Raw genomic sequence first — 22391 nt, forward strand, 5'->3', positions numbered from 1 at the left:
TTGCGGCTGCCTCTTTATTCTCCCGACAGTGATTGCTAAAAGCGCGGTTATGAAAACCGTTTGCTGGACCCGGATGTTGTCCATACCTATTCAGGCGATACGAATTACTGGCCCGGCCTTGCCGCGTTCCTGAAGCTTCGGCTTGCGGTGCGGAAGGTCGGGGAGGCGCTGGTGCGCTCTATCATGATTTTAATCAAATCCATGCCTGCTGCGATCACGCGCGGGCCTTTGTACAAGCTGGAAAAATGACCGATACATCCACGACAATCGACTATTCGAAAACCCTCTATCTGCCGCAGACAAGCTTTCCGATGCGTGCGGGCCTGCCCGCCAAGGAGCCGGAGATCGTTGCCCGCTGGCAGGAGATGAACCTTTACAAGAAACTGCGGGCGGATGCGAAAGACCGTCCGCTCTATGTCCTGCATGATGGGCCTCCCTATGCCAATGGCAATATCCATATCGGGCACGCGCTGAACAAGATCCTCAAGGATGTCATCACGCGTTCGTTCCAGATGCGCGGCTACAATTCCAACTATGTGCCTGGCTGGGACTGCCACGGCCTGCCGATCGAATGGAAAATCGAAGAACAGTACCGTGCCAAGGGCAAGGACAAGGATGAAGTGCCGATCAACGAGTTCCGCAAGGAATGTCGTGAATTCGCCACGCACTGGATCAAGGTCCAGTCGGCTGAGTTCAAGCGCCTCGGCATCGAAGGTGATTTCGATAACCCCTACACGACGATGGCCTATCACGCCGAGAGCCGCATTGCCGGAGAACTGCTCAAGTTCGCCATGTCGGGCCAGCTCTACCGCGGCTCCAAGCCGGTCATGTGGTCGGTGGTCGAACGCACGGCATTGGCCGAAGCGGAAGTCGAGTACCAGGATATTGAGAGCGACACGATCTGGGTGAAGTTTCCAGTCGCAAGGATAGACGCCACTTCAGCGCAGGATCTGGGGGACGCACACGTCGTCATCTGGACGACGACACCCTGGACCATCCCCGGCAACCGCGCAGTCAGTTATTCTCCGCGCGTGGCCTATGGCCTCTATGAAGTTGAGTCGGTTGAGAATGACTTCGGTCCCCGTCCGGGTGAAAGGCTGATCTTCGCCGATGCTCTGGCCGAGGAATCGGCGATCAAGGCCAAGATGACATTCAAGCGGATCAGAACCGTTTCGGGCGATGAACTCGCGGCGATCACGCTCGCCCATCCGTTCCACGGCCTTGGTGGCGGATATGAGTTCGCCGTTCCCATGCTCGACGGCGATCATGTCACCGACGACGCCGGTACAGGCTTCGTTCATACCGCTCCCGGCCACGGCCGCGAAGACTTTGAAGCCTGGATGAACGCAGCGCGCGATCTGGAAGCACGCGGCATTTCACCGGCGATTCCCTTCGCGGTCGACGATGCCGGCTATTATACCAAGGACGCGCCGGGCTTCGGACCGGATCGCGAGGGTGGGCCTGCCCGCGTCATCGACGACAACGGCAAGAAGGGCGACGCCAACAAGGTTGTCATTGAAGAGCTCATCGCTCGCAATGCCTTGTTCGCGCGCGGGCGTCTGAAGCATTCATACCCGCACTCCTGGCGCTCGAAAAAGCCGGTTATCTTCCGCAACACGCCACAGTGGTTCGTTCATATGGACAAGGACCTTGGCGACCAGTCCACTTTGCGTTCGCGCGCGCTCCGCGCGATCGACGAAACACGCTTCGTGCCGGCAGCCGGCCAGAACCGTTTGCGCGCCATGATCGAAGACCGGCCGGATTGGGTGCTGTCGCGACAGCGCGCGTGGGGTGTGCCGATCTGCCTCTTTGCCGATGAAGATGGCAATGTCCTGCAGGACGAGGCGGTCAATGCACGCATTCTGGCAGCCTTCGAAGAAGAGGGCGCTGACGCCTGGTTCGCCGAGGGTGCGCGCGAGCGCTTTCTTGGCGAGAAGGCAAATGAGTCGTGGACGCAGGTGCGCGACATTCTCGACGTCTGGTTCGACTCGGGGTCCACCCACGTCTTCACGCTGGAGGACCGGCCGGACCTGAAATGGCCTGCCGATGTTTACCTTGAGGGGTCAGACCAGCATCGCGGCTGGTTCCATTCCTCGCTCCTCGAAAGCTGCGGTACGCGAGGCCGAGCGCCCTACGACACGCTCGTTACCCATGGTTTCACCATGGACGAGGAGGGGCGCAAAATGTCGAAGTCGCTCGGCAATACGGTCATACCGCAGGACGTGATCAAGGATTCCGGTGCGGATATCCTGCGCCTCTGGGTAATGACAACCGACTATTGGGAAGACCAGCGGCTCGGCAAGAACATCATCCAGACCAACATCGATGCGTATCGCAAGCTTCGCAACACGATTCGCTGGATGCTTGGCACACTGGCGCACGACGAGGGCGGCGAGATCGCCTATGCGGACATGCCCGAACTCGAAAAGCTCATGCTGCACCGCCTCGCGGAACTCGATGAGCTGGTGCGTTCGGGCTATGACGCGTTTGAGTTCAAGCGGATTACCCGTGCGTTGATCGACTTCATGAATGTCGAGCTCTCGGCATTCTATTTCGATGTTCGCAAGGATGCGCTCTACTGCGATGCGCCGTCGAGCACGAGGCGCAAGGCAGCGCTGCAGGTTGTGCGCCATCTCTTCGATCGTATTGTTACCTGGCTGGCGCCCATGCTGCCTTTCACGACCGAAGAGGCATGGCTCGACCTGCACAAGGATGCCGTCTCCATCCATCTTGAGCAGTTCCGTGATACGCCTTCAGAATGGCGCAACGAACAACTGGCAGCCAAGTGGCGGAAAGTGCGCGACGTCCGCCGTGTTGTCACGGGTGCGCTGGAACTGGAACGCGCAGACAAGCGCATCGGCTCGTCACTGGAGGCGGCTCCGGTCGTTTTCGTCACTGATCCTGAATTGCTCGCTGCCGTGCAGGACATCGACATGGCAGAGGTCTGTATCACCAGCGCCATCACGATCAGGGACGAGGCTCCACCTGCCGGCGCTTTCGTTGCCGATGATGTCAAGGGTGTCGCAGTTGTGCCAGAACGTGCGTCCGGCACCAAATGTGCCCGCTCCTGGCGTTACACCCACGATGTAGGATCTGACGCCGCCTATCCTGATGTTTCGGCGCGCGACGCAGCAGCCCTGCGCGAATTGGCCGAACTCGGGAAGTTGGCTTGAATATAATGGCGGGTCACAAACTTTGTGATCCGCTTCATTCTTAACAATATCTTTCATTGGCTTGCTTAATATAGTTGGCCTCATGTAAAGGCTTGCCATTGAACTGCCTGATTTTAGAGGCAGGGCATTGATCAAGAAAATTTGAAGAGCAGGCGGATCTGCACAGTTCGGGTTGGAAGTGGCAAGCATGGTTTTGAACGGACGCATTACGGTTCTCGGTGCATTGGTCGCGTCACTGGCGCTTGGCGGCTGTGTTGCTTCGCCAACCTATGGCACGGACAAGACCGCCGGTAGCCAGCTTCTCGACGATGTTTCGAACCTCGCTGCGCTGGGACCCAAGAAGCGCAACCAGATTGCGTATAGTCCTCGCCCGGAACTCGTTCGCCCTGCCGACGGCAAGACGCCGCAATTGCCGGCACCACAAAACAATGTCGTTGCGGAGAACAGTGCCGCCTGGCCTGAATCGCCCGAGGCTCGCCGCAAGCGGATTCGCGATACCGCGACAGCCAATCAGAACAATCCGAACTTCACGCCTGAAGTGGAGAACGACATGGCCTTGGCCAAATCGGAACAGAACAAGTCCGATTATGGCGTCTTTGGCGACAAGGCGCCAAAGGTCGTGCCGCACGGAGCAAACGACCAGGGCGCGGAGTTTCGCGCCCGCAAGCTTGCGTCGACTGCCGGATCGCCCACGACGCGTCGCTATCTGAGCGAGCCGCCGCTTGAATATCGTGCTCCTGCACCAACGGCTGCCACCGACGATCTCGGCGAAGATGAAGCCAAGAAAGAGCGCGAGCGCAAGGCCGCCGCGCGCAAGGACAAAGGCTTCAGCTGGAAAAACCTTATCCCTTGGCAGTGAGGCATTCTCAGCCAGTAACTCCTGCCACTTGCTTGCACGACTATCAACAATCTTATAACTGACCGATGGTGAACGCTTGTTTCGCCAAGGTCGATTGATTGCCCGCGTCGAGCGGCATGAACATCACAGCAAGTTCTGTACGGCCGCATCGTAGATCCCGCCTCTACGACTGACGGCTCCCCTTACGCATCACCTTCACACCCATGGCCAGGCTCGCGCCAGGCGTCGCAGTTCCAAGCCAGATTCGACAGTCGGACCGGATTTGGAACGGAATTGATGTCGGGCCCGTTGTTTTCGTCTACAAGGGAAGCGCGTCGTTTCCATCTTCCATCCATCGAGGGCCGCACAAGTGTTCATCCTTCGTTTTCTTGGACTGGTACTGCTTGTCCTGTTGACCTGCCTGGTCTTCTTATGGGGCGGATTCGCACTCTGGTATCAGCTACCGTTCGGAATAATCGGTAATATTGGTTGCCTCCTGCTGTGGGCGGCCATTGCTTTCGCGGTCCTCTGGCTCGAATTCAACGGGCGTCCCTGGCGCGCGCTTATCGTGCTCGTGCCGGTCATGATCGGCCTCGGATACTGGTGGATGACGATCAAGCCCTCCTTGAACCGCATTTGGGCTGATGATGTTGCGCAGACGGTGACCGGTACGCTCGACGGCAACTATGTCACGCTGACCAATGTGCGCAATTTCGAATGGAGGAGTCCAACGGACTATACGCCGCGCTGGGAAGATCGGACTTACAACTTGGAGGACCTTGAATATGTTGACGTATTTCTGTCCTATTGGTCCAATCCCGCCATCGCCCATACTCTGGTGAGTTTCGGATTTGACAATGGCGAGCACGTTGTGTTTTCGGCGGAGATCCGCAAGGAGCGTCACGAGCAGTTCTCGGAAATTGGCGGTTTCTTCAAGGAATTCGAGCTTGCGATGATCGCCGCAGACGAACGCGACATCATTCGTCTTCGCACCAATGTCCGCAAAGAGGAGGTCTATCGCTATCGCATCAACCTGACGCCGGAGATGCGCCACGCATTGTTCCTGTCCTATCTCAACAATGCCAATCAATTGGCAACCACGGCGAAGTTCTACAACACCATCACGGCCAATTGCACGACTGTCATCTTCGACATGGTGCGCGCCCTCACACCTGATATCCCCATTGACTACCGCATCGTGCTGTCAGGCTATCTCCCAGGCTATCTCTATGATCGCGGCGCCATCGACCGGAAAAAGCCTTTGGATGAGGTGGTCAAATCCGCGTTGATCAACCCGCTTGCTCAGGCCGCAGACACAGACCCGGATTTTTCCGCCAGGATCAGAAGCGAAAACTAAAACCTCTTGGCCCGAAAGAACTGCTTCAGGATGGTCTCGGCTTCCTGTTCCTTGAAGCCGGAGTAAACTTCCGGGGCGTGGAGGCAAGTGGGCTGGGCGAAGAACCGGACTCCATTTTCAACGCCGCCGCCCTTGATATCCTGAGCGCCGTAATAGAGCCGCCTTATCCGGGCAAATGATATGGCCGCGGCACACATCGTGCAGGGTTCGAGCGTTACATAGAGGTCGCACCCGGTCAGGCGCTCATTGTCAAGAATTCGGCAGGCCTCGCGCACGACGAGAATTTCGGCGTGCGCGGTGGGGTCATTCAGCTCGCGTGTTCTGTTTCCGGCGCTGGCGAGAATGCTGCCATCCTTGACGAGAACGGCACCGATCGGAACTTCGCCACGCGCCGCAGCGCCATGTGCCTCAGCGAGAGCCCTGCTCATCGGATCAGTTTCTTGGTTCACGCCATGCCCATCATTGTGACCTTGAGATTTCGGCCTGGTGAAGCAGCGGAAGCGGAAAAACGCATCGGATGTCCATCAGCGCCGTGTAATCATACGGTTGTTTAGAATTTACTCGCAAGAACACCTCATAGCTGGTAGTGAGCGCTGCTGAAAGGCAAACATTCCATGACAAGTTCAAATGACCACGGGAAGGGCGGCAAACGCTCCTTTGAAAAGCGCAGCTTCGACAAAAAGGGCGGTGGCGGCGATGGCCGATCCGCGCATAAGGGGCCGCGCAAGTCCGATGCGACGGCTCCTGCGAAGCGTAGTTTCAAATCATCGCATGAGGTTGCGCCCGTTGAAGACGGCGAACGTATCGCCAAGCGTTTGGCGCGCGCCGGCATAGCATCGCGCCGTGAAGCCGAAACGATGATTGCGGCGGGCCGCGTTTCCGTTAACGGCAAACGGCTTGAGAGCCCGGCCGTCAATGTAATGCGCACGGATCGCATCGAAGTGGATGGCAAGCCGCTACCGGAAAAGGAGCGGACACGTCTCTGGCTCTATCATAAGCCTGCCGGGCTCGTAACGACCAACCGCGATCCCGAGGGACGGCAGACAGTCTTTGAGTCGCTGCCGAAGGACATGCCACGTGTTCTCTCTGTCGGACGGCTCGATATCAATACCGAAGGCCTGCTGCTCCTGACCAATGATGGCGGATTGTCTCGCGCACTCGAATTGCCGTCGACCGGCTGGCTCCGCCGCTACCGCGTCCGCGCCCATGGCAGCATAACCCAGGAAAAACTCGATACACTCAAGGATGGTATTGCCGTCGACGGTGTCTTTTACGGTGCAATCGAAGCGACGCTGGAGCGGGAGCAGGGGTCGAACGTCTGGATCATGGTCGGTTTGCGCGAAGGCAAGAACCGGGAAGTCAAGAACGTGCTTGGCGCGCTTGGACTTTCGGTCAATCGCCTCATCCGCATCTCTTATGGACCGTTTCAGCTCAGTGACCTGCCGGAGGGCGCGGTCCGCGAGATGAACGGGCGCACCCTGCGTGACCAGCTCGGCGAGCGCTTGATAGAGGAGTCGGGTGCCGATTTCGATGCACCCATCATCAATGCCTTCTCCAACAGTGCCGTGAAGGGTGAGGCCGTGCAGCCGCAACCGGCTGAAGCACGCGAACGTCCTGTACGCCGCGCATCCGAATGGATTTCCAGCGCGCCCGTGGCCAAAAAGCGTGCGCCGCGCAAATCCAAGGACGAACAGCGGGAAGAAAATCTTTCACGCTGGACGACAACACCCACAGACCGGCCAGCACCGCGAACCGGCCATGACGAGCGACCGGCGCGGGCATCCCGCACCGAGCGGCCGGCTCGAGCAGCTCCTGACCGTGACCAGAAGCCACGCGGCGTTTCATCGAAGGCGGATCGCGAGCGTAAGGAAGACGAGGCACTTGCACCACGCAAATCCCGTTCTGCCAATGTCTGGATGGCGCCTGGCGCCCGGCCCGTTGGCAAGCCGCGCGCCAAGGCCGGAGAGCAGCGGGGCGAACGGACGCACTCCGACAGCACCCGCTCGGATAGGCCGCGTCACACGGGCGATCGCCCCGTTAGAGCTACAGGGGATCGGCCCTATACCGGCCGCCCCACCGGCGATCACGGTTCCTCGGGTCATGCCGGCGACAAACCGCGCAGTTATTCGGCCCGCCCACCCCGCGGCGAGGACGAGAGGGCAGAGCGTCCCAAACGATCCTTCGGATCGGATCGGGGCGAGGGTTCGCGAGATGGTCAACGACCAGCTCGTCCGCCGCGTGTCGGCAAGCGCGAGCGTGCCGAGCTCAAGGAGCGCGAGGCCAGAGGTGACAAACCGGCCCAGGGCGAGCGGCCAAACCGTTCCGAACGTCCCTACGGCGCCAGCGGCAAGCCAACCCGTGCTCCCGGCCGACAGGACGGCAGAAGTGGTGACAGGCCGTACGGTGGCCCGAAGGGCACGCCGCGTGGCGGTTCCGGCACGGGCTCAGGTCGTCCCCCACGTGGCAACAAGCCCAAGTCTTGAGGACTTAATCGGATGCGGATTGTCGGCGGAAAATTTCGCGGGCGTGCATTGGCGACGCCGGCGTCCAACGCGATCCGTCCGACCACGGACCGGACGCGCGAGAGCCTTTTCAACATTCTGGTGCATAACTATCCGGAAAAGTTTGAATCGACACGGGTGCTTGACCTGTTCGCGGGGACGGGCGCGTTGGGTTTGGAGGCCATCTCCCGTGGTGCGCGTTACGGCGTATTCATTGAAGAGTCGACGGAAGGTCGCGGACTGATCCGGACGAACGTCGAGACGTTCGGCCTCCTCGGCAACACCAAGATTTTCCGCCGTGACGCCACAAAACTTGGTGAAGCTGGGACCATCGAGCCTTTCGACCTGGTCTTCGCCGATCCGCCCTATGGCAAGGGACTTGGTGAAATGGCCTTCAAGTCTGCACTTGATGGCGGCTGGCTCAATCCCGACACACTTCTGGTGCTTGAAGAAGAAACCGAGGCGATGGTGGATCTTGATCCACGGTTCTCGGTCATCGAAGAACGCCCCTATGGCGGCACGATCATAAGGCTTGTTACACTGAGGACATAGGCTGGGATCGGGTTGCATCGAGAAACAGAACTGGATTGATCTGAATGTCCTTTCCTTCAAGTCGTAGCATTGCGACATCTATTGTGGTCAGCATGGCTGTCGCGTTGGCTCTCCCGTTTCCGGCTGGAGCGCAGACCGCATCGCAAACGCCTGCTGCCACGGCGACGGTCGACAGGGACGATGTTGCTTCGTTTACGCTGGACAACGGCCTTGAAGTCGTCGTCATTCCGGATCATCGCGCTCCGGTCGTAACGCACATGCTGTGGTACCACGTGGGATCGGCCGACGAGGAGCCCGGCAAGTCCGGCATCGCACACTTTTTCGAGCATCTGATGTTCAAGGCGACCAAGACCTACCCAGCGGGCGAGTTCTCCCGCAAGGTCGCCGAGATCGGTGGTCAGGAAAATGCCTTCACCTCCTATGATTACACCGCCTATTACCAACAGGTCGCGCCTCAGGCGCTTGAAATGGTCATGACCTATGAGGCTGACCGCATGGAAAATCTCATCCTCAACGATGACGTGGTCAAGACAGAGCGCGACGTCGTCCTGGAGGAACGCCGCTCACGCGTGGAGGGCGACCCGGGCGCCCTGCTTGCCGAGGAGGTCAATGCGACCCTCTACCAGAACCATCCATACCGGACGCCTGTTATTGGTTGGTTGCATGAAATGGAGCAGCTCAATCTCAAGGATGCGCTGGCCTTCTACGGCAAATACTACACGCCCAACAATGCAACGCTCGTGGTCTCGGGTGATGTCGATCTTGATACCGTGAAAGCTCTGGCAGAGAAGACCTACGGCAAGATACCGCGCCGCGCCGAGCCAGGGCAACGCCAGCGCCCGCAGGAACCGGAACAAAACACCAAGCGGACCGTTTCGATGGCCGATCCCCGGGTCTCGCAGCCAAGCTTCCAGAAGATGTGGCTCGTTCCGTCCTACACAAGTGCAAAGCCGGGTGAAGCAGAAGCGCTTGATCTTTTGAGCGAAATCCTGGGCGGTTCGTCGCGCAGCCGGATCTATCAGGCGTTGGTCGTTCGGGATGGCTCGGCTGCCAGCGCCGGTGCCTACTACCAGGGCGGCTCACTCGATAGTGGCAGTTTCGGCATTTACGGTTCGCCACGAGGTTCCGCAACGCTGGAGCAGGTCGAAGCCGGTGTCGATGCCCAGATCGCGCGGATAATCAAGGACGGCGTGACGGCGGACGAACTTGAAAAGGCGCGAAACCGGTTCCTGAAAAGCATGATTTTTGCCCGTGACAGTCAGTCGAGCATGGCACGCATCTATGGTTCAACCCTGTCGACAGGCCAGACGATAAAGGACATCCAGGCATGGCCGGATCGCATCCGCGCAGTGAAAGTCGAGGATATCCAGGACGTGGCGAAGCGGTATCTGGTCGATAGCCGGTCGGTCACCAGTTACCTGATGCCGGAAGACGGCAAGCCGGATCAGAAGGTAGAGGAAGAAGCGCCTGTTTCCAACCAGGCACAACAGCCAGGAACGCCAGCGCACGGAGCAATTCAATGACCGCACCTATGATCAAGCGATTTGTTGCCGCTCTGCTGTTGATCCTTTTCACCGTCGCTCCCGGCCAAGCCGTGGAAATCAAGGAGGTCGTCTCGCCCAAGGGCATCCGCGCCTGGCTGGTGCAGGACGATTTCGTGCCCCTGATTTCGTTGCGCTTTTCATTCAAGGGCGGGTCGGCCCAGGATCCGAAGGGCAAGGACGGCCTCGCCAATCTGATGACCGGACTCTTCGATGAAGGGGCCGGCGACTTCAATTCGGATTCATTCCAGGAGCAACTCGACGATGTCGGCGCCGAAATGAGCTTCAATGCAGATGACGACCGCATTAACGGCTCCATGCGCATGTTGGCGGACAAGCGGGACGCTGCTGTGGATCTGCTTGCCCTGGCGGTTACCCAGCCCCGGTTCGATCAGGCGCCGACCGACCGTATCCGTCAGCAGATCGTTGCCGGGATCAAGGCATCCGAGCGCGATCCGAACACGATAGCTGGCCGCAAATTTGCCGAGGCGCTTTATGGCGACCACCCCTATGCGCGTCGATCGGATGGGACGGAGCAAAGCCTTGGCACGATCACACGTGACGATCTGGTCAGTTTCCACAAACGTAACTTCGCGCGGGACAACCTGATCGTCGGCGTGGTTGGATCGATCAGTCCCGAAGATCTGGCGCCACTGTTGGACAAGGTCTTTGGCGACCTGCCGGAGAAGGCCCAGCTCGAGCCCGTCAGCGATGCCAAGTTGGGTTTTGGCCAGACGACGCGCTTTGATTACGTATTGCCGCAGACGTCGATATCGATGGTTTATCCAGGTGTCCGGCGTCAGGATCCGGATTTTTTCCCGGCATATATCATGAATCATATCTTGGGCGGCGGAACGTTCTCTTCCCGCATCTACAATGAGGTGCGTGAAAAGCGAGGCCTTGCCTATTCGGCAGGTTCAAATCTGATCAATCGGGACCATATGGCCGCCCTGATGGTATCGACGGCGACGCGAGCCGACCGCGCCAATGAAACCTTGCAGATTCTGAAGACCGAAATTGCCAGGATGGCCAAGGAGGGTCCGACAGCAGAGGAATTGGCGGAAGCCAAGAAATATCTGGTCGGTTCCTACGCCGTGAATAATCTCGACTCGTCGTCGGCGGTTGCAAGTACGCTTCTTGGCCTGCAGGACGAGAATCTCGGGCGGGACTATATCGACAAGCGTGCCGATCTGATCAACGCTGTTACGCTGGAACAGGTAAAGGCGGTTGCTGGCAAGCTGCTAGAGACTGATCCTGCCGTGCTAATCGTCGGACCGCCGCAGTCCTGACCAGGAGAGAACACGCCATGATCGCGCGCGATCTTGCAGAGGCTGACGCATCGACCGCAACACCGCGCGGTGGCACGCCCACCTTTGCAGTTGCCTTCGGTGGTGGCGGGGCAAGGGGGCTGGCGCATATCAACGTGATCGAGGCGCTCGATGAGCTTGGCATTCGCCCGACGGCGATTTCCGGGTCGTCTATTGGTGCGATCGTCGGTGCCGCAATGGCGGCTGGAATGTCCGGCCGCGATATACGCGAGTATGCGGTAGCGACACTGTCGCGCCGCGCGGAGATTGCAGCGCGATTGTGGCGGCTGCGCCCGGCAAGCTTCGGCGAAATGTTTGGTGGGGGCATCCGCGTCGGCCAGTTCAATATCGAGAGAATCCTCCGGAGCTTTCTGCCGGACCGGATACCGGACACGTTCGAAGAATTGCACATTCCGTTGAGCGTGACGGCAACCGATTTTTACGGGCAGCAGGAAGTGCCGATCACCGAAGGCGATCTCTACAGCGCCATTGCCGCATCAGCAGCCATACCCGCGCTGTTCCGGCCAGTTCGCCGTGATAATCGCATCCTGATTGACGGAGGCATCTATAACCCCGTTCCCTTCGATCATTTGAAGGAGAAGGCACAGTTCGTCATCGGCATCGATGTTGTGGGCGGGCCGGAAGGTCACATCGGCAAGTTTCCGTCATCGATCGAAGCCATGTTCGGCGCCAGCCAATTGATGATGCAATCGATTATTGCGACGCGCCTGCGTACCGACCCGCCGGCCATTTTCCTGCGGCCGAGTGTTGCCAAGTTCGGCGTCCTGGACTTCCTGCGTGTCGAGCAGGTCCTGCAGGACACCGTCGGAATCAAGGATGAGTTGAAACGCGCAGTCGATGCCGCCATCACCTATACCGGACACAGCGAACTGAAATGACAATGCTTACTCGGCTGGTGTCGCGTCCACTTCGGCAATCGTGTCGATCCGCTTGGCTTCGCGTGTCGGTTTGATCAACGGTTCCGGCGTGACCGGATGTGTCAGCAGGAGATCGTTGCCGGCAGTCAACCCTTCCGATGCCTGGATATGCAGGCGGTCCTCATCGCGTCGCCTTATGTCCTGCATGATTTCGTAAGCGAGTTCCTCGCTGACGCCGAGTTCTTCCAACGTCCGGCGGCCAAAGACCAGGCCGGATTCAAAGGTCTCCCGCAACTCGTAGTGAACGCCGCGCGCGCGCAGCTTCAATGTGTGGATGCGATCATATGATCTTACGAACAGCTTGATGTACGGATATTCCGTTTGGATCAGTTCAACGATCTGATCGGTCGTTTCCCTCTTATGCGTGCAGACTGCAACGACCTTGGCCTGCCGGATGCCGGCGGCCTCCAGCACCTCCTTGCGCGTGCCATCGCCGAAGTAGATGCGGAACCCAAAACGTCCGGCTGCCCTGATACGATCGGCGGAACCATCGATCACCGTCACATTACTGCCGCCTGCCAGCAGGATCTGCGCTGCGATCTGCCCATAGCGCGAGAAACCGATCATCATCACGTCGGCACCCGCGCCTTCGAAGTCCTCGTCGATCTCTTCATGCGTGTCGGTGCTGGTCAGCAACTTGTCCCCCAACGCAACGGAAAGCGGCATGACTGCCATGGACAGGGTTACCACCGCAATCAGCTCGGATGCGGTCGAATCGGTCATCAGACCAGCCGCGGCGGCCGTCGAAAACAGGACGAAGCCGAATTCACCGCCTTGCGGGAGGAAAAACGCAATGCGGATGGCATCGTTGTGGCTGGAACGAAAAAGGCGCGCCAGACCATAGACGACGATTGCCTTGATCGTCATGAACACCGGCACGGCAAGCAGGATGGTCTCCCAGTTATCGAGAATGACGTCGAGATCGAGCGAAAGTCCGACCGCCATGAAAAACAGTCCGAGGAAAACACCGCGGAACGGTTCGATGTCGGCCTCAAGCTCATGCCGGTAGGACGATTCTGCGAGTAGAACACCCGCGATAAAGGCGCCCATGGCCATCGACAGGCCGGCAAACTGCATCAGGACAGCCGCGCCAAGCACAACGAAGAGGGCCGCCGCGATCATGACCTCGCGGGCACCCGTATTGGCGATGAAGCGAAAGAGCGGATTGAGCACATAGCGGCCAACCGCCACGATTGCACCGATACAAATGATTGCAATCAAGAGATGTCCAAGCGGATCGGCCGGGCGCTGGGCCGAATCGGGTGCAAGGATCGGGATCATGGCAAGCAACGGAACGATTGCGAGGTCCTGAAACAGAAGGATGGCGAATGAGGTCTGCCCGTGCTGTGTCGCAGTCTCGCCACGTTCTTCCAGGATTTGCATGGCAAAGGCCGTCGATGAAAGGGCCAGGCCAAAGCCGGTTACGAGGGCGGCCTGCCAGACCATGAGATCAAAGGCCAGGAGAACGCCCGTCAATACGGCACCCGTCACGACGACCTGTGCTGCGCCGAGCCCGAAGATCGCACGGCGCAGCGTCCACAGCCGCGAAGGCTTCAATTCCAGGCCGATGACGAACAGCAGGAACACGACGCCGAGTTCGGCAAAATGCAGGACCTGCTCACCATCGGTGATCAGATTGGCAAGCGGTCCGATCAACAGGCCTGCGGCGAGGTAACCAAGCACCGTGCCAAGTCCGAGCCGCTTGAACAACGGAGCCGCGATGATTGCACCGGCCAGTAGTGCCAATGCCTGAAAATAAAGGTTGCCGCTTTGCGAGAGCATATGTTCGTTATCCCGACCAAAAATTGTTGGGCGTGTTTGCCTTGATAGACCCCAATTTGCACCATATAGGAAGGGATACATCTGACCAATTCATTGTATCCAATCATGTAATCGAACCTTAAGGACCATTATGACAGAGCCGGTAAATTCGCGCGAGTTTGTGGACAATGCTGCTGCGCTTGTTGAAGCTGCAAGGAGAGCTGGCGCCGATGCTGCCGATGCTGTTGTGATCCGGTCGCGTTCGACTTCGGTCAGCGTACGACTGGGAAAGGTCGAGGCGACCGAAGCGTCCGAAAGCGACGAGTTTTCACTGCGCGTCTTTGTCGGGCGAAAGGTGGCGAGTATTTCGGCAAACGCCAGTGCGAAACCGGATGTCCTTGCAGAGCGCGCCGTTGCCATGGCGAAAGTGTCGCCTGACGATGCCTATGAGGGCCTGGCAGCGTCCGAGAATCTGGTCCGCAACATACGCGATCTCGATCTCTACGATTCGACCAGCGTCGATGCAGCGCAACTGACCGAAGCCGCCCTTGCCGCCGAAGCTGCAGCTCTCGCCGTCGAGGGCGTTACAAATTCCAGCGGCGCATCTGCTTCGGCAGGCCTGGGTGGTCTGGTGCTTGTGACTTCGGGCGGTTTTTCGGGGCAGTACATGGGTTCGCGGTTTTCCCGTTCCGTAAGCGCCATCGCAGGTACGGGCACGGCGATGGAACGTGATTATGATTTTTCGTCACGCATTTACTTCAGCGATCTGGAAGACGCTGCCGCCATTGGCCGGTCTGCCGGAGAACGTGCGGTCAGACGCCTTGGCGCGCGCCAAGCCAAAACCGGCCGGGTCAACGTCGTTTACGATCCGCGCGTGGCGCGCGGCATCGCAGGACATCTCGCCAGTGCCATCAATGGCGCATCCGTTGCCCGCAAGACCAGCTTCCTCAAGGACCGCATGGGTGAGAAAATCCTCAGCGATGTGATCACTGCGACGGACGAGCCATTGCGTGTCAGGGGCCCGTCATCGCGTCCTTTCGATGGCGAGGGACTCGAGGGAACTCCGCTGAACATGGTCGAAAACGGCGTTCTCAAGCATTGGTTTCTCTCAACGTCGACGGCCAAGGAACTGGGTTTGACTACAAATGGCCGTGGTGTCCGTTCCGGCTCGACAGTGGTCCCGTCATCGACAAACTTTGCCATCGAGCCGGGCGCGAGCAGCCCGGAAGACCTTATCCGCAGTGTCGGGACCGGTTTCTATGTGACGGAGCTGTTCGGGCACGGTGTTGATATGGTGACGGGGGAATACAGCCGCGGTGCCTCGGGATACTGGATTGAAAATGGGGAACTCGCCTATCCGGTGAGCGAGGTGACAATCGCCTCGAACCTGAAGGACATGTTTCTCAATCTCACGCCCGCCAATGACATCGACCGCAATTTTGGCGTTGCCAGCCCGACCCTCATGATCGAAGGCATGACACTTGCCGGAAAATAACCAAAATCGCGAGGATCTGGAGCTCATACGTGAGGCTGCGGAAGGTGCGGGCAGGATTGCTCTCTCATACTTCAAGCAGGCGCCGCAAATTTGGATGAAAACCGGCAACTCGCCGGTGACAGAGGCCGACCTTGCCGCCGACAAATATCTGAAGGACATGCTCCTGACGGCACGTCCCGACTATGGCTGGATTTCCGAGGAAACCCATGACGAGCGCGCCGCTTCGCCACGCCAGCGGTTCTTTGTCGTCGACCCTATTGATGGTACGCGCGCCTTTATCGAGGGGTCGGACGTCTGGTGTGTCAGTGTTGCCGTCATCGAGAATGGCCGGCCCGTCGCAGGTGTTCTGGATTGTCCCGCCCGGGGCGAAATACTCACTGCAATACCGGATGGTGGCGCTGGACAGAATGGCAATGTCATTCGCGTCCAGGCCGAAATGCCCCCGTTCAAGGTTGCAGGGCCGCAGGCATTCATGAAACACCTGCCGGAACGTTTCCTGCAGGCGGTGGAGACAGTTCCCAACGTCGCTTCGCTTGCCTATCGAATTGCCATGGTCGCGCGAGGTGATATTGCAGGCACGTTCGTGCGCCCCAATTCGCATGACTGGGATCTGGCGGCTGCCGATCTCATTCTTTCCGAAGCGGGCGGCAAAGTCTTGACAGCGGATGGCAAAGCGCTCACCTACGGGGTGCGAAACACCAGCAAGGGCGATTATCGGCACGGCGCGCTCGTCGCAGCAAGCGGTCTACTTATGGATAATATGTTGAACGTTGTCGCCGAAACCGCCTTCGGCTAAACAGGCAAGGGGCGTGACCCCCATCCTCAATCCATCATTTTTCCGGACGGGCACCATGAGCGAAAACACATCTGAGCCAAAACAACTGCTTCACCTGGTTTTTGGCGGCGAACTGAAGAAGCTGGGCGGCGTCGAGTTCCGTGATCTCGACAAGCTGGACATCGTCGGAATCTATCCGAATTTCGAAACCGCGCAGCGTGCCTGGAAGTCCAAGGCTCAGCAAACCGTTGACAATGCCCATATGCGTTACTTCATCGTTCACATGCATAAATTGCTTGACCCCGATACGGGCAAGGCAGGGTGACCGCGCATTGCAGTCGCGAATTGACACCGGCATGATCGAAAACAGCTCAGCGACAGCCAAGACCAACCGGCGAAAAGGCGGTGTACTGAAACGCTTCTGGCGTTCGGTGCGCGGACCGCTTGCGAATTCGCCAATGGTCCGCAGCGCGATCGTCTTGCTCATCACCCAGTTTTTCCGCCTCGTGCATCTGACCAACCCGAGACTCGCGGGATCGTCGGATCTTGAGGACATGAAGCGTGGCGGTGAGCCTTTCATCGCCGTCGCCTGGCACGGTCAGCATTTGATGGCGCCGTTTCTAATGCCGCGCGGTGTCCGCTTCGTGGCCATGTTCTCTAGGAGCAAGGATGCCGAACTCAATGCGCGCGTCGCCGAGCGCTTCGGCGTGGAGATCGTGCGCGGCTCGGGCGGACGGGAGCGGACGAGGGGAACCGAGAAAGGCGGTGCAAGGGCACTGCTTGTACTGAAGAAGGCCTTGAAGGAAGGCAAGACCGCCGCAATGATCGCTGACATACCCCACGGCACGCCACGCGACGCGGGCTTGGGGGTTATCCTTCTGGCAAAGCTGTCGGGCCGTCCGATTCTTCCCATATGTTATCTGACCACGCGCCGAAAAGTTCTGCAGAAGAGCTGGGACAAGACAACGATCCCCTTGCCATTCGGCAAGTCGGGGTTGATTGTCGGCGACCCGATTTTTGTTCCCGAGGATGCTGATGATGCGATGCTGGAAGCCAAGCGTGCCGAATTGACGAACAGCCTGAATGAGAACACCAGACGGGTGCATCGACTGGTGGATGGCACGGCATGAGCGAGAAATGGGCACGCCTTGTCCTCAGTACCTACCGGTGGGTGGGTGCCGCGGCATTCCCGATCGTCGGCGCTTATGTTGCGTTCCGCGCCAGCAAGGGCAAGGAGGAGCGTGGCCGTCACGGTGAGCGTTATGGCGTCGCCAGTGTCGCGCGCCCGTCCGGCCCGTTGATATGGGTTCATGCCGCCAGCGTCGGCGAGACTTCGGCGGTCACACCGCTGGTGGAGGCCATCGTCGACATGGGCATCCACGTCGTCTTGACGACAGGCACGGTCACGTCGGCGAAGATGGTGCAGGACCGGTTGGGCGACCGTGTTATCCACCAATATGTGCCGCTGGACCTGAAGCCGGCGGTCGATCGCTTCCTGACCCATTGGCAGCCGGATCTCGCCATCATTTGCGAATCTGAAATCTGGCCGATGACGATTCTCGAATTGGGGACGCGCAGGGTGCCGCAAGTTCTTGTTAATGGCCGCCTCTCCGATCGCTCCTATGCCAACTGGCACAAGCGCCCGTCCATAGCCGAGGCCCTTTTTGAGAATCTCGCCCATGTTGTCGCGCAATCCGACATAGACGGCGAACGGTTCCGCACGCTCGGCGCAAGGCCGGTCACGGTTTCAGGAAACCTCAAGGTCGATACCGCTGTTCCGCCGGTTAACAATGGCGATCTGGCTGCGATGCAGCGCATGATCGGATCGCGCAAGACCTGGGCCGCGATCTCCACCCATCAGGGCGAAGAAGATATCGCCGCTCAAGTGCATCACATGCTGAAGGCGCGGCATCGCGACCTGCTTACAATCATTGTGCCACGACATCCCGATCGGGCGCCGGAAATATCCGAGGCGATCGAGAAAATGGGCATGAAGGTTGCACTGCGCAGCCGCGGTGACCAGATCGAGCCGGATACGGACATCTATCTCGGTGATACGATCGGCGACATGGGCCTCTACCTGCGCCTGACCGAAATCGCCTTTGTCGGTCGCTCCCTCACGGCGCAAGGCGGGCAAAACCCGCTGGAGCCGGCCATGCTCAAATCGGCCATTTTGTCCGGGCGCAACGTCCAGAATTTCCGTGATTCCTACCAACGCCTCATCAAGAATGGCGGAGCAAAACTGGTACGCGACAAGGACATGCTGGCGGGAGCCGTGAATTATCTCTTCAACAATCCAGCTGAACGCCAGGTGATGATCGATGCGGGCTTGAAGACCGTCGAAGACATGCGCGGCTCCCTGGACCGGACCCTGACGGCGTTGGAGCCCTTCGTTCAGCCGCTCGTGCTGAAGGCAAGGTTGAGCAGCCGCGAGGGCGGCTGGAAATGAATGGCGGGGCGGAATGACCAGTGAAGCGCCTCCATTCTGGTGGGAAAAGCCGGATTGGCGCTCTTGGGCCCTGAGCCCGTTGTCGACGATCTATGGCGCGGTCGCGGGCCGCCGCATTCGCCGTGCGAAGCCCCCGGCGGTATCACTGCCCGTCCTTTGCGTGGGCAATTTCACTGTCGGCGGCGCTGGCAAGACCCCGACATCCATTGCCTTTGCCAAGGCGGCAACCGCGGCGGGCCTCAAGCCGGGCATCGTCTCGCGTGGTTATGGCGGCGTCTTCTCAGGCCTGCACAGGGTCGATCCCCATTATGACAGCGCCCGTCATGTCGGCGATGAGCCGATGCTGCTGGCCCGCCATGCGCCGGTCGTCGTTTGCGCCGATCGCCTGGCCGGTGCGTCGGCGTTACAGGAAGCCGGCTGTGATTTCATCATCATGGACGATGGTTTCCAGAGCGCGCGACTCCATATTGATTATGCGCTGATGGTCGTGGATGCCGGGCGTGGCATTGGCAATGGCCACGTTATCCCCGGAGGACCGCTGCGCGCGCCACTGACCGACCAGCTCGTCCGCACGGATGCGTTGTTGAAGATCGGTACGGGCAATGGCGCAGATCAGTTGATCCGCAGCGCGGCGCGTGCCGCAAAACCAATCTATGAGGCCGTGCTTGTCCCCAGGTCGATCAAGGGTGTCCTGGGAAAGCAACTGCTCGCCTTCGCCGGAATCGGCGACCCGTCCAAGTTCTTCAGGACGCTGCAGGAGGCGGGAGCCGCCGTCGCCCAGACCAGATCGTTTCCAGACCATCACCGCTATACCGATGAAGAGCTGGATGACCTGGCCGGTGCCGCATCGAAAGCTGGCCTTACGCTGATCACCACGGCAAAGGACCACGTGAGGTTGCTTGATGGGGGTACTGCCTCGAAAGAGTTCGCCGCGCGCTGCCTTGTCCTGGAGATAGAGCTTGCCTTCAGTCATCCGCAAACGGCATCGCGCATTATTCGCGAAACGCGCGATCGCGCCCGGACACGGTCTATCTGAACTAGAGGGCAAGAGGTTCTAGAATCTGCCGCGCAGTTTCAGCCTCGGCGGTGCCTCCCGCATGGGAATGTTGAGGGTGCTGCCAGTCGTTTGGCTGTACCCGCGATCATTGGAAAAGATCACCGCACCTGCGCGGCGAATTTCGACCGCCAGCGCGATACGTTTCGGCCCGGATGCCGGCACGGCAATCTCGTAACCGACCGGAAATGTGCCATTGCGACCGAGGGCGAAGCTTGTCGAAGCGATCTTGGGCATGGGTGCAGAATTGCCGCCGGTCGCATCATGGGCAGTCACGAAGACGACCGAACTTGCGGTCAGCGAATAGAATGGCGGACCTTGCAGATAGCCACGAATGGTTCTGGTCGGTCCGCTGTAGGCTGGCGCACGGTTTGCGCCATCACTTGTACAGGCGGTTGCCAACAGTCCGGTCGCGACGATTGAAATCAAGGCCGTGCGCCGGGTTATCATCGGTCAGGCCTTCGTTCGTTGGCGCAGAACCGGGTTCATCTCGATTTCGCGCTCCAGAGAAATTCGCGCATCAGCATAGGCCTCCTGGCGGGCGACGTTCCAGTATTTGAGCTCATCCAGCGGGATTTTTTCTGACGTAACGGCGCACAGTACGTATGCACCCGGAGACAGGACCTGGAAGTCGCCGTCGAGATAGCGAATTTTGGCTTCGCGTGAGCCTGGTCCCTCAAATCTGTTCATTCGGTGCATCCAGCTTCGTCATTCAGGCCATTTACGCGCCACTGGTCATGCTGGTCAAGCCATCACCGTCGACCGAACAAGCGCTCGATATCGCTCAGCTTGAGCTCGATATAGGTCGGACGGCCGTGATTGCACGTCCCGGACCCTGGCGTTTCCTCCATCTGGCGAAGCAACGCGTTCATCTCGTCCGGCTTCAGCCTTCGGCCGGACCGGACCGAGCCATGGCAGGCCATGGTGGCAGCAACGTGATCGAGAATGGCCTTCAGGCCATGCGACGTGTCGTGTTCGGCGATCTCGTCAGCAAGGTCGCGGACGAGCTGCTGCGTGTCGATTTCGCCCAGCATCGAAGGTGTTTCGCGCACCGCGACCGCGCCCGGTCCAAAGGCTTCAATGCCGAGTCCGAAGCGTGAAAGCGTTTCCGCGTGAGCGACCAGACGTTCCACATCCTCTTCCGGCAAATCGACGATCTCCGGTATGAGCAGCATCTGCGCGGGCAACGGTCTTGAATGCAGCGCGTTCTTCAATGCCTCATAGACGAGACGCTCGTGTGCAGCGTGCTGGTCGACAATGACCAGGCTATCCGCAGTTTGGGAGACAATATAATTCGCGTGAATCTGCGCCCGCGCCGCGCCGAGGGGCGCCGACAGCAATTCCTGCGGAATTTCGGCTGTACCTGCTCGCGTATCCGCAGCAACCGCTTCTGCCCCGTCATAGAGAAAGGTATGGATCGTTTCGGCAAAGCCATTGCTGTTGCGGACGGAAGTCGACTCCAGATCGAAGGGCCGATAGGGCGATTGCCTTAGTTCATACTTCTGATTGGCGGCTGCAGCACCCTGCCAGCGTTGACCAGCCATGTCCGCGCGCGCGGGCTCGGCACCGCCGAGACGGAACGAATTCAGCATGGCCCCGGCGCCGCTGGTTGCTGCGCGAATGCCGGATTGGCCAAGTGCTTCCCGTATGGCCCCAACGATCAGCCCGCGCACAAGACCGGGATCACGAAAGCGCACATCGGCCTTTGCCGGATGGACATTGACATCGACCAGGACCGGATCAAGGTTGAGAAAGAGCACTGCAACCGGGTGTCGGTCGCGCGCGACCACATCGGCATAGGCCCCGCGAATGGCGCCCCAGATCTGCTTGTCACGCACTGGCCGGCCGTTGACATAGGCGAACTGGTGCAGGCTGTTGGCGCGGTTGAACGCCGGGATGCCGGCGAAGCCTGTCAATCGCACGCCGTCCCGCTCGGCGTCGATCGCAATGGCATTCTCCGGAAATTCCTTGCCAAGCACCTGTGAAATCCGCTCCAGCATACCCGCTGAACCCGCTCCGGTCGCGTTGAGCTCCAAAGGCGTGCGGTCGCTGCCAGCGATCGAGAAACGGATATGGGGAAAGGCAACGGCGATGCGCTTGACCACGTCGCTGATGGCGGATGCTTCGGCCCGGTCGGTCTTCATGAACTTCAACCGCGCAGGTGTGGAAAAGAAGAGATCGCGGACTTCGGCGATCGTCCCGCCATTCATCGGTGTCGGGCGGGGTCCCTCCACACGTCCTCCGTGCACCCCGATCTCAAAACCGGAATCTGCGTCTGCCGTGCGCGACTTGAGCGAGAGGCGCGACACCGAACCTATCGAGGGCAATGCCTCGCCGCGGAACCCGAGCGCCCGAATGTCGTGCACATCGTCGGTAAGCTTGGACGTGCAATGCCGCGAAACCGCGAGGGCCAGCTCATCGCGGGGAATTCCCGAGCCATTGTCGGTAATGCGCATGAGAGTCTTGCCGCCGCCGGCGGTGACGATTTCGATGCGAGTCGCGCCGGCATCAATGGCATTTTCAACCAGTTCCTTCACCACGCTTGCCGGGCGTTCGATAACTTCGCCCGCAGCGATCTGGTTGATGATTGTTTCGGTGAGCTGCCTGATTGCCATCACAAACATATAGTGGATTCGTCAATGGCCCGAAA

General features: G+C 59.3%; 20 protein-coding genes. 15 read left to right on the top strand and 5 right to left on the bottom strand.

The features are described 5' to 3' along the window. Nucleotides 1–60: 60 nt before the first annotated feature. The 4 genes from K9U38_RS05055 to K9U38_RS05070 all read left to right on the top strand — a co-directional run bounded on the left by K9U38_RS05055 (nt 61) and on the right by K9U38_RS05070 (nt 5368). Complete coding sequence (locus tag K9U38_RS05055; RefSeq protein WP_224493261.1) at nt 61–249, top strand: SusD/RagB family nutrient-binding outer membrane lipoprotein; 189 nt, start codon at nt 61–63, stop codon at nt 247–249. Beyond that, entirely contained in the window at nt 246–3173 is a 2928-nt protein-coding gene (gene ileS, locus K9U38_RS05060) for an isoleucine--tRNA ligase (protein ID WP_224493262.1), read from the top strand. The genes K9U38_RS05055 and ileS overlap by 4 nt, the downstream gene beginning before the upstream one ends. Before the next feature lie 187 nt (nt 3174–3360). Beyond that, nucleotides 3361–4032 (top strand): hypothetical protein, encoded by a 672-nt coding sequence (locus K9U38_RS05065; protein ID WP_224493263.1) that lies wholly within the window; start codon nt 3361–3363, stop codon nt 4030–4032. Nucleotides 4033–4381: 349 nt separating this feature from the next. Continuing rightward, entirely contained in the window at nt 4382–5368 is a 987-nt protein-coding gene (locus tag K9U38_RS05070) for an Lnb N-terminal periplasmic domain-containing protein (protein WP_224493264.1), read from the top strand. Here K9U38_RS05070 and K9U38_RS05075 read toward each other — a convergent pair. Continuing rightward, a complete protein-coding gene (locus K9U38_RS05075; protein WP_224493265.1) occupies nt 5365–5796 on the bottom strand; it encodes a nucleoside deaminase in 432 nt (143 codons plus the stop codon). The genes K9U38_RS05070 and K9U38_RS05075 overlap by 4 nt on opposite strands. A 186-nt stretch (nt 5797–5982) precedes the next feature. On the opposite strand from K9U38_RS05075, the gene K9U38_RS05080 reads away from it, so the two are divergent. Genes K9U38_RS05080 through K9U38_RS05100 form a run of 5 tightly spaced genes read left to right on the top strand, consistent with a single transcriptional unit; the run spans nt 5983 to nt 12168 of the window. After that, entirely contained in the window at nt 5983–7851 is a 1869-nt protein-coding gene (locus tag K9U38_RS05080; RefSeq protein ID WP_224493266.1) for a pseudouridine synthase, read from the top strand. 12 nt (nt 7852–7863) lie between these two features. After that, a complete protein-coding gene (gene rsmD / locus K9U38_RS05085) occupies nt 7864–8421 on the top strand; it encodes a 16S rRNA (guanine(966)-N(2))-methyltransferase RsmD (protein ID WP_224493267.1) in 558 nt (185 codons plus the stop codon). A gap of 44 nt (nt 8422–8465) precedes the next feature. Next, nucleotides 8466–9944, top strand: coding sequence for a M16 family metallopeptidase (locus tag K9U38_RS05090; RefSeq protein WP_224493268.1), 1479 nt, complete (start codon nt 8466–8468; stop codon nt 9942–9944). Beyond that, nucleotides 9941–11251 (top strand): M16 family metallopeptidase, encoded by a 1311-nt coding sequence (locus K9U38_RS05095; RefSeq protein WP_370631822.1) that lies wholly within the window; start codon nt 9941–9943, stop codon nt 11249–11251. The genes K9U38_RS05090 and K9U38_RS05095 overlap by 4 nt, the downstream gene beginning before the upstream one ends. A 17-nt stretch (nt 11252–11268) precedes the next feature. Continuing rightward, nucleotides 11269–12168 (top strand): patatin-like phospholipase family protein, encoded by a 900-nt coding sequence (locus tag K9U38_RS05100; RefSeq protein WP_224493269.1) that lies wholly within the window; start codon nt 11269–11271, stop codon nt 12166–12168. Nucleotides 12169–12174: 6 nt separating this feature from the next. Here the strand turns inward: K9U38_RS05100 and K9U38_RS05105 are convergent, their stop codons facing one another. After that, a complete protein-coding gene (locus tag K9U38_RS05105; protein WP_224493270.1) occupies nt 12175–13989 on the bottom strand; it encodes a monovalent cation:proton antiporter-2 (CPA2) family protein in 1815 nt (604 codons plus the stop codon). Between the two features lie 130 nt (nt 13990–14119). Here K9U38_RS05105 and K9U38_RS05110 point away from each other — a divergent pair, with 130 nt between their 5' ends. The 6 genes from K9U38_RS05110 to lpxK are packed head-to-tail and all read left to right on the top strand — an operon-like array spanning nt 14120 to nt 19723. After that, nucleotides 14120–15463: a TldD/PmbA family protein gene (locus K9U38_RS05110; protein WP_224493271.1), complete on the top strand. Its 1344-nt coding sequence runs from the start codon at nt 14120–14122 to the stop codon at nt 15461–15463. Continuing rightward, nucleotides 15450–16259, top strand: a complete 810-nt coding sequence (locus K9U38_RS05115; RefSeq protein WP_224493272.1) for a 3'(2'),5'-bisphosphate nucleotidase CysQ — start codon at nt 15450–15452, stop codon at nt 16257–16259. The genes K9U38_RS05110 and K9U38_RS05115 overlap by 14 nt, the downstream gene beginning before the upstream one ends. Before the next feature lie 55 nt (nt 16260–16314). Then, nucleotides 16315–16563 carry a DUF4170 domain-containing protein gene (locus tag K9U38_RS05120; protein ID WP_106709229.1) on the top strand — a complete coding sequence of 83 codons (249 nt, stop codon included), beginning with the start codon at nt 16315–16317 and terminating at the stop codon, nt 16561–16563. A 31-nt stretch (nt 16564–16594) separates the two neighbouring features. After that, complete coding sequence (locus tag K9U38_RS05125; RefSeq protein WP_224493273.1) at nt 16595–17368, top strand: lysophospholipid acyltransferase family protein; 774 nt, start codon at nt 16595–16597, stop codon at nt 17366–17368. Continuing rightward, nucleotides 17365–18687: a lipid IV(A) 3-deoxy-D-manno-octulosonic acid transferase gene (gene waaA, locus K9U38_RS05130; protein ID WP_224493274.1), complete on the top strand. Its 1323-nt coding sequence runs from the start codon at nt 17365–17367 to the stop codon at nt 18685–18687. The genes K9U38_RS05125 and waaA overlap by 4 nt, the downstream gene beginning before the upstream one ends. Nucleotides 18688–18700: 13 nt before the next feature. Continuing rightward, on the top strand, nt 18701–19723 hold the full coding sequence (lpxK, locus tag K9U38_RS05135; RefSeq protein WP_255606949.1) for a tetraacyldisaccharide 4'-kinase: 1023 nt from the start codon (nt 18701–18703) through the stop codon (nt 19721–19723). An 18-nt stretch (nt 19724–19741) separates the two neighbouring features. Here the strand turns inward: lpxK and K9U38_RS05140 are convergent, their stop codons facing one another. The 3 genes from K9U38_RS05140 to mutL form a co-directional block, all read right to left on the bottom strand. Beyond that, complete coding sequence (locus tag K9U38_RS05140; RefSeq protein ID WP_224493275.1) at nt 19742–20191, bottom strand: hypothetical protein; 450 nt, start codon at nt 20189–20191, stop codon at nt 19742–19744. Between the two features lie 3 nt (nt 20192–20194). After that, nucleotides 20195–20431, bottom strand: coding sequence for a DUF2093 domain-containing protein (locus tag K9U38_RS05145; RefSeq protein ID WP_224493276.1), 237 nt, complete (start codon nt 20429–20431; stop codon nt 20195–20197). A gap of 62 nt (nt 20432–20493) precedes the next feature. After that, entirely contained in the window at nt 20494–22356 is a 1863-nt protein-coding gene (gene mutL / locus K9U38_RS05150; protein WP_224493277.1) for a DNA mismatch repair endonuclease MutL, read from the bottom strand. Nucleotides 22357–22391: the final 35 nt, after the last annotated feature.

It is taken from the genome of Phyllobacterium lublinensis, from assembly GCF_020164435.1.
GTDB classification, from domain to species: domain Bacteria; phylum Pseudomonadota; class Alphaproteobacteria; order Rhizobiales; family Rhizobiaceae; genus Phyllobacterium; species Phyllobacterium lublinensis.

Coding starts and splice junctions, on each gene's coding strand:
- ileS (WP_224493262.1), top strand. CDS start 246: ATGACCGATACATCCACGACAATCGACTATTCGAAAACCCTCTATCTG.
- K9U38_RS05065 (WP_224493263.1), top strand. CDS start 3,361: ATGGTTTTGAACGGACGCATTACGGTTCTCGGTGCATTGGTCGCGTCA.
- K9U38_RS05075 (WP_224493265.1), bottom strand. CDS start 5,796: ATGAGCAGGGCTCTCGCTGAGGCACATGGCGCTGCGGCGCGTGGCGAA.
- K9U38_RS05080 (WP_224493266.1), top strand. CDS start 5,983: ATGACAAGTTCAAATGACCACGGGAAGGGCGGCAAACGCTCCTTTGAA.
- rsmD (WP_224493267.1), top strand. CDS start 7,864: ATGCGGATTGTCGGCGGAAAATTTCGCGGGCGTGCATTGGCGACGCCG.
- K9U38_RS05090 (WP_224493268.1), top strand. CDS start 8,466: ATGTCCTTTCCTTCAAGTCGTAGCATTGCGACATCTATTGTGGTCAGC.
- K9U38_RS05095 (WP_370631822.1), top strand. CDS start 9,941: ATGACCGCACCTATGATCAAGCGATTTGTTGCCGCTCTGCTGTTGATC.
- K9U38_RS05100 (WP_224493269.1), top strand. CDS start 11,269: ATGATCGCGCGCGATCTTGCAGAGGCTGACGCATCGACCGCAACACCG.
- K9U38_RS05105 (WP_224493270.1), bottom strand. CDS start 13,989: ATGCTCTCGCAAAGCGGCAACCTTTATTTTCAGGCATTGGCACTACTG.
- K9U38_RS05110 (WP_224493271.1), top strand. CDS start 14,120: ATGACAGAGCCGGTAAATTCGCGCGAGTTTGTGGACAATGCTGCTGCG.
- K9U38_RS05120 (WP_106709229.1), top strand. CDS start 16,315: ATGAGCGAAAACACATCTGAGCCAAAACAACTGCTTCACCTGGTTTTT.
- K9U38_RS05125 (WP_224493273.1), top strand. CDS start 16,595: ATGATCGAAAACAGCTCAGCGACAGCCAAGACCAACCGGCGAAAAGGC.
- waaA (WP_224493274.1), top strand. CDS start 17,365: ATGAGCGAGAAATGGGCACGCCTTGTCCTCAGTACCTACCGGTGGGTG.
- lpxK (WP_255606949.1), top strand. CDS start 18,701: ATGACCAGTGAAGCGCCTCCATTCTGGTGGGAAAAGCCGGATTGGCGC.
- K9U38_RS05140 (WP_224493275.1), bottom strand. CDS start 20,191: ATGATAACCCGGCGCACGGCCTTGATTTCAATCGTCGCGACCGGACTG.
- K9U38_RS05145 (WP_224493276.1), bottom strand. CDS start 20,431: ATGAACAGATTTGAGGGACCAGGCTCACGCGAAGCCAAAATTCGCTAT.
- mutL (WP_224493277.1), bottom strand. CDS start 22,356: ATGGCAATCAGGCAGCTCACCGAAACAATCATCAACCAGATCGCTGCG.